The organism is Methylobacterium sp. J-026, from assembly GCF_022829585.1.
GTDB lineage: Bacteria > Pseudomonadota > Alphaproteobacteria > Rhizobiales > Beijerinckiaceae > Methylobacterium.
The window spans coordinates 1-5,715 of the sequence record NZ_JAKSYC010000107.1 but is presented as its reverse complement, the minus strand read 5'-3'; the positions used below and the strand labels follow the sequence as shown (position 1 = coordinate 5,715).

The following is a 5,715-nucleotide window of genomic DNA, read 5'->3' as shown; positions in this document are numbered from 1 at the left end:
GCGGCGAACAGGATGCATGCGCCGTTAGAGCTGTGGTTGAGCACCAGGCAGGGGGATTGAACGGGGGTGCCCGCGAACGACGCGCGTCCCTCCAACGTTGACGTTACACGAAGCTTGGCGCGGCGCTCTAACATCACGATGTGCTACTGAAATGAGATCATCACGATGGCACGTGATCCTTAAATCTTTGTAGCTGATGATAATAATCGCAGGGTTAGCCAATTGAACTTGGACCAATGGTGCAAGGCGCGCTACCGTGGCCGCCTTCTATAGAGCGCCCCCTCAGCACTCATTGATCCCACGTCGACTCGCTCACGTGCTACATCGCATCCGTCGCTCCGGCTCGGATGCCGAACGGCGCAGTGCCGAACCACGTCGTCACGGGATCCGGCCCGTCACCTCATTATGAACGCATCGTCACCGAGCCGTCGTTGGCGTCGATTGCCTCGACGCGAGGGCAAGTGAGGCCCATCACGCCGACAGTGTTGTCGAGGGCGTGGTTGCACGCGGCAGTCAGAGTGTTGCTGCACCGAGTTGGCATTACAAACAGGATTTCGCGCAACAAGCGAGCTACGACGGTCTCTCGGGACAAATCGTCAAAGTCCGCGCCATCGCACGCGTACACGAACGCCGAGGCTACGTTCTCGGCGATGATATGCGCAGCGCTTTCAAGGCCTGGAACCTGCATCATCGCGGTATCGATAGCAGCAGATTTACAAACTCGCTCTTGAATATGATTGCATTTTGACACCCGTCCACAGAATATGCGTCTTCAACAAAGGCAGGTGCATCGTGGACGAGAACCTAGAAACCATCCAGGCTGCTGCCACCGATTATTTAGAGCTCACGGTTGACCTGGTCTCGGCCTATGTGTCCAGAAATTCGGTACGACCGGCCGATATGGCGGAGCTGATCGCCAGTACGCACGCCGCGCTCACGGGGCTTGGCAATACTGGCGCACTTGCTGCTTCGGCCACTGAGAAGCTCACACCCGCCCAGATCCGCAAGTCGATCACGCCGGACGCGCTGATCAGCTTCATCGACGGCAGGCCGTACAAGACGTTGAAGCGCCACCTCACCGGCAACGGTCTGACGATCGAGGAATACCGTGAGCGCTATGGCCTGCCTAGGGACTACCCCTCCACAGCAGCAAGCTACTCGGCGCAGCGCTCGGCGCTCGCCAAGAGCCTCGGCCTCGGCAGCCAGCGAAAAACGGCGGCCGCGAAAGCTGCTGAGCCCGCGGCGATCGTCTCCGACAAGCCGAAGCATGCTGGTCGACCGCGAAGGGTCAAGGAGCCTGTAGAAGCTTAAGATCGATCAATCCGGCCTCTGCTTCAATCATTTGACTACGCTGAACCAGAGCCGTGGGATTAGGAACAACTTGTCCGCTGCTCCCCATAGATCCAATAGGCACCTCTTGGAGGACCGCCATGGGTCTGGCCGCTTTCGCGTTCTTCGTCGTGCCGTGGATGGTGCTCGCGGTCTGGCTGTTCCGTCTTCCTGGCGCTCTCCGCCTCGGTACCTCTGCCACGCCCTGGCGCTCACTCAAGGACTATCCCGATCCGCCGCGCGACCAGCACCACGAGGTCAACCCCCATAACTCCGGCGTCAACGATGGGACCGGCAAGGCAGGCGGCGATAAGCACAGCCCGCTCATCAATCCCTAGGGGCATATCTGGACACCCGCTCCGTCGCGGCATCTGATTGCCGCACGCGTTCAAGAGCGTCTTGCGCTTTTCTTGCCACAGCAGAGTTAGATCATCAGAATAAGACAGCTTTTTGTTTTAAGTTTTAAAAAGTCGTCAAATTTCCGAGTTGAGATGTTGAACGTGTGCAACGTTGGTGCGTCAACGCTGAGGACCAACGGCTTTGGCACTGCCTGCGCTGGCAATTTCTCCTCCCGAGCCGCCAGCGCAGGCCTCCAATATGAAGGCGTCGGACATGGCATACAGCGTCAGGATCGATCGAATCGGGAAGGTTGGGGTGCCGCAGAGCGCGCCCCGAGTTTACCAAGCGAAGGACGAGGCGGACGCTATTACGATAGCGACCTACGAGGTCGACGGGAGCAGGCCTGATCGCCCTCGTATCGCCACCGTCACTGACGCCTCCGGGCGCATGCTGTTCACCTATTCCGGCCGCGCCCAGCCGGCTCCTCCGGCGTGATCGGGAAAGAGCGCGAGGACCCGGCGCTCTACGACCGCGATGCTAGAGCCCTCATTAGCGTGATGCTCGCGTTCCAGGTCGCGGTCCTGGCGGTCGCGATGCTGTGGCTGTAAAACATGTAATCTGAGCCGTAACCCATAGCTCAGTTTCTACAGCCCCCCCCGAGTGCCCTTTGAAGGCGTTCGCCTGGCGGATGTAGCCGACCACCGTCCGCGGATCCCAGTGCCCCGACTGGTACATGATGCGGACGAGAACGGTCTCGTGGCCTCCGAGAACCACGTGGCAACGTGGTCACGTCAGGTGGCTTCGTTGCCGCCTGAGCAGAACTTGAATTCTACCTTCTTCACCGAGTCGAAGCGCGCCTCGGTCCTAAACCGGAATTTAAGCGAACGCATGCGACTGAAGCGGTCCACCTACAGAACTTCGCCGAAGAGGTATACAATCCACGATCCTTTGTAGATCGAGTGCCACTTCTCGGTGTCGAACTCTCCTCTTTAGCCAATGCGACCGTGAATTGAGTTGGCGATAGAGGGCCGTAGGGCTGAAAATCGGAATCGATCGTGAAGGGCCGATTGTCGTTGGTGTCCCTCAAGTCGGTGTCGAGCCGGATGAGCACATTGTTGGGTGGCGTCGTCCCGAAATTCCGAAAGGTGATCTCGTATTCGGCGAAATAGGTATTGTTCTTGAAGCCATTCTTGTCGATGCCGAGGTACGCTCGAAGCTGCCGCTCTGCGGTTTAATCGGCCCCGCGCACGAGCCGCTGCGTCGCCCACTCGAGACCCCAGGTGACGGCGGTCAATAACGCCGTGAAGCCCGCCACCAGGGTGTCCGTGATCTTGAGCCGGTAGCCGTGGATGACCGGCCAGAACTCACGCCCCTCCTCCGCGACCTCCGCCGGCCGAACGGTAGCTGGGGCTGTTTCTTTAGGGTGGTCGCCAATGCCAGGCGCGACCTGCGCGACCTGGGCTTGGCGCGAGATCGCATCAGGCGGAGCCGGGCTAGGTTCTTCAGCGAGTGCCACCGTCCGGAGAGCGCACAGGACGAGTGCAACGATGAACCGTACCACGCTCTGCCCTCGAGAAAGATTGCTCAACGTTGTTACGTCACCACGTGGTCACGTCGCTAATCACCCCGGTTCAGGGCATCGAAGTCTCGCCCGTGCTGGCGTAGGACCATCCGCAGCCCCTCGATGTAGAGGTCGTGCGGCTTGCAGTCAGGTGGCCGCCGCAATCTCGCGCAGCGCCTTGAACACTTTCGGGTGCGCGTAGATCGAGGCGTGGGGCTTCTCGTACTGAACGCGGCGCTTGTACCCCTCGGGTCCGACCGGTTCGTCTGCGGCAGGCCCAAATACCACGTTGCCACGCGACTGCGTTTCCACATCGTCACTGTGTAACGGTTTCACGTGGAGCTGTTGCCCTGCTGTCACGCGTCGGCTCACCGCAGGGCGCCTGTACGGCGATCCTGGCGAGCTGATCATTGATGGACGGCCGCGGTTTCTTGCTCATGCTTTCGCGCCTCCAAGTTGCGCCTTGATCCACTGCCAGAGCAACCTGACCTCGACGGCTGCGTTGCCCTTGGGCGCCAGTTCCGTGACGCCCTGCCCCGTCGTCATCGAGTCGAGGAAGTTCGAGCGCGTTGCTACCATTGAAGGCGCAGGCGCTCCGGTGCTCACTAGCGCCGTCGCGCCGTCCAACGTCCGCGCCTGGGTGGTGGCGTTGCATTGATTGAGAACGAAGGCGAAGGGCCGTTTAAGGAGCCGCAGTTGCTCGACTGTCGGCCGCGCCGCCTCGACGTCGAAGGATGGACGGTTTCACCGGCAGGAGGCTCAGGCTGGCTTCACGCAGCACCAGGGCGACGTCGGGCCCGAACCGGCCAGGCGGGTCGACGATCACCAGCGAGACGGCGCCGGCTTCCCGGATCCGGCCTAGCGTGCCGGCGAAGGCCGAGGGCTCCACCCGCTGCACGTCCAGGCCATTTGCCTCGCGCCGTCGCCCCCAGCCAGCGAGCGACGCCTGCGGATCGGTGTCGAGCGCTGCAACGGTTTCTCCGTCCTGCATCGCTGCGACGGCAAGCGAGGCGGCCAGGGTGAACTCCCCGGAGTCCCCCTTCTGGGTAGTGAGAGTTAGGACGCGCATCACAGCCCCGCCATCCCGGCCGGGTTCTGCTTGAACAGCTGCCCGAATTGCGAGCTGGATGGGGGCGTCGAGATCGGGTTCCGAACCGCAGAAGACCAAGCGGCCTTCGACGAGGCCTGCCCGATCCTGTTCGCCGATGGGCAGAACATGTTCGCCGCCACGGTGACCTATGCGTTGCCGCATGGCTCTACGACCCTGTTAGACTGGGTGGAGGAGCCGTCACCGAACGGCGACGACGGTCTCGACAGGATCGAGGTCCACCTCGGCGCCGCGCACCGTGACGCGTCGGCGTTCGGCGAGCGCATCACCGCGCTGGCGCGTTCGCTGGCAGCCGAGCCCGTTGTCTTGAAGGTACGGCTCACCTACCCGAACCCTACGACAACGCTGAGCCGGCCCCGCCTGCCTCGAACGTGGATCACGCGGTACCCGATGAGCGGCGTCTGGTGGCGGTCATGGAGATCGCGTTCGCCTCGCCCCTGGAGCGGCGGACCTTCTATACGTCCAATGCTTTCGGGATAGCGAGTTCGGGACTGGCTGAGCATGTCGCCCAAACCTCAGGCTTCGCAGTCAGCGGCACGTACACCTACGTCCGCGACGGGCGGCTGACGCTGGCCGGCCTGCGCGGAAGTCGGCCGGCCCAACTGATCGAGCGGATCGGCGCCGTCAACCAAGTCGGCGACGACGTTCGACACCTCCTCTTAACCAGCAACATGCCTTGACGCTAAGCTAGCGTAGACGTGGTTAATGACGCGCGACCGCACCGGCTCCAGCAGGCCCAGGCCGGCGCGGGGCGGCGACGCGGTCGTATCTTAAATTGAGTTTCGACTGGCTCTCGGTCGGCCTGAAAATTGCCGATTTCCCGAGCCGTCTCTCATGCCCGTCGGGAAAAAACGCGAGTCCCTTCCAGAACATCGGTGGTTTCAATGGATTGTGATTAAGAGGTAGGTGGCCAACCGGCCTGTAAACGTAAGCGAGGCCGCATTCGAAACAATGCAGCCTCACTCAACTTCAGGTAATTCCGGACTGGGACTTTGAGCCCCAGATCACAACATTGGAGCTGATATCAGTACGGATGCCAGGAGCAGCGCGACCGGATCTCAGTACGAGCCGAACTTGTAGTTCAGGCCGGCGCGGACGACGGCGAACTCGTCGGAGCGGCGGCCGATGCCGCTGCTGTAGACGGCGGGAAAGTTGCTGGCGGCGTTGATGACGACCTCACTCCGGCTGCGGCCGTTGCGGACGTAGTGGGCGTACAGGTCTATGACGTTGACCGTGCCGGCGCCGGGGGGGAAGAGGTTGAGGAACGCGATGTGGGGGCCGCCGGAGACGCCGTCGCGGCCGCCGGTCGGACCGGCGCGGAATAGGGCGAGAGTGGCGGAGCTAGCGGAGGCTGCGGAGGTCCTCGCTGGCCTAAAAG

General features: G+C 61.9%; 7 protein-coding genes and 1 pseudogene. 3 read left to right on the top strand and 5 right to left on the bottom strand.

The annotated features are described in order from the left end of the window. Positions 1–403: 403 nt before the first annotated feature. A complete protein-coding gene (locus MKK69_RS10335; protein WP_243967703.1) occupies positions 404–691 on the bottom strand; it encodes a hypothetical protein in 288 nt (95 codons plus the stop codon). Positions 692–792: 101 nt separating this feature from the next. On the opposite strand from MKK69_RS10335, the gene MKK69_RS10330 reads away from it, so the two are divergent. Continuing rightward, positions 793–1,311, top strand: coding sequence for a MucR family transcriptional regulator (locus MKK69_RS10330; protein WP_243967702.1), 519 nt, complete (start codon positions 793–795; stop codon positions 1,309–1,311). 119 nt (positions 1,312–1,430) lie between these two features. Next, complete coding sequence (locus MKK69_RS10325) at positions 1,431–1,667, top strand: hypothetical protein (protein WP_243967701.1); 237 nt, start codon at positions 1,431–1,433, stop codon at positions 1,665–1,667. A 1,232-nt stretch (positions 1,668–2,899) separates the two neighbouring features. Here the strand turns inward: MKK69_RS10325 and MKK69_RS10320 are convergent. The 3 genes from MKK69_RS10320 to MKK69_RS10310 form a co-directional block, all read right to left on the bottom strand. Further along, on the bottom strand, positions 2,900–3,229 hold the full coding sequence (locus tag MKK69_RS10320) for a hypothetical protein (RefSeq protein WP_243967700.1): 330 nt from the start codon (positions 3,227–3,229) through the stop codon (positions 2,900–2,902). Between the two features lie 147 nt (positions 3,230–3,376). Beyond that, entirely contained in the window at positions 3,377–3,589 is a 213-nt protein-coding gene (locus tag MKK69_RS10315) for a hypothetical protein (RefSeq protein WP_243967699.1), read from the bottom strand. Between the two features lie 322 nt (positions 3,590–3,911). Then, on the bottom strand, positions 3,912–4,481 hold the full coding sequence (locus tag MKK69_RS10310; protein ID WP_243967698.1) for a ParA family protein: 570 nt from the start codon (positions 4,479–4,481) through the stop codon (positions 3,912–3,914). A gap of 269 nt (positions 4,482–4,750) precedes the next feature. Here MKK69_RS10310 and MKK69_RS10305 point away from each other — a divergent pair, with 269 nt between their 5' ends. Further along, positions 4,751–5,017, top strand: a complete 267-nt coding sequence (locus MKK69_RS10305; protein ID WP_243967697.1) for a hypothetical protein — start codon at positions 4,751–4,753, stop codon at positions 5,015–5,017. Positions 5,018–5,395: 378 nt separating this feature from the next. Here the strand turns inward: MKK69_RS10305 and MKK69_RS10300 are convergent. After that, positions 5,396–5,715, bottom strand: a pseudogene (locus MKK69_RS10300) (hypothetical protein); the annotation flags it as partial.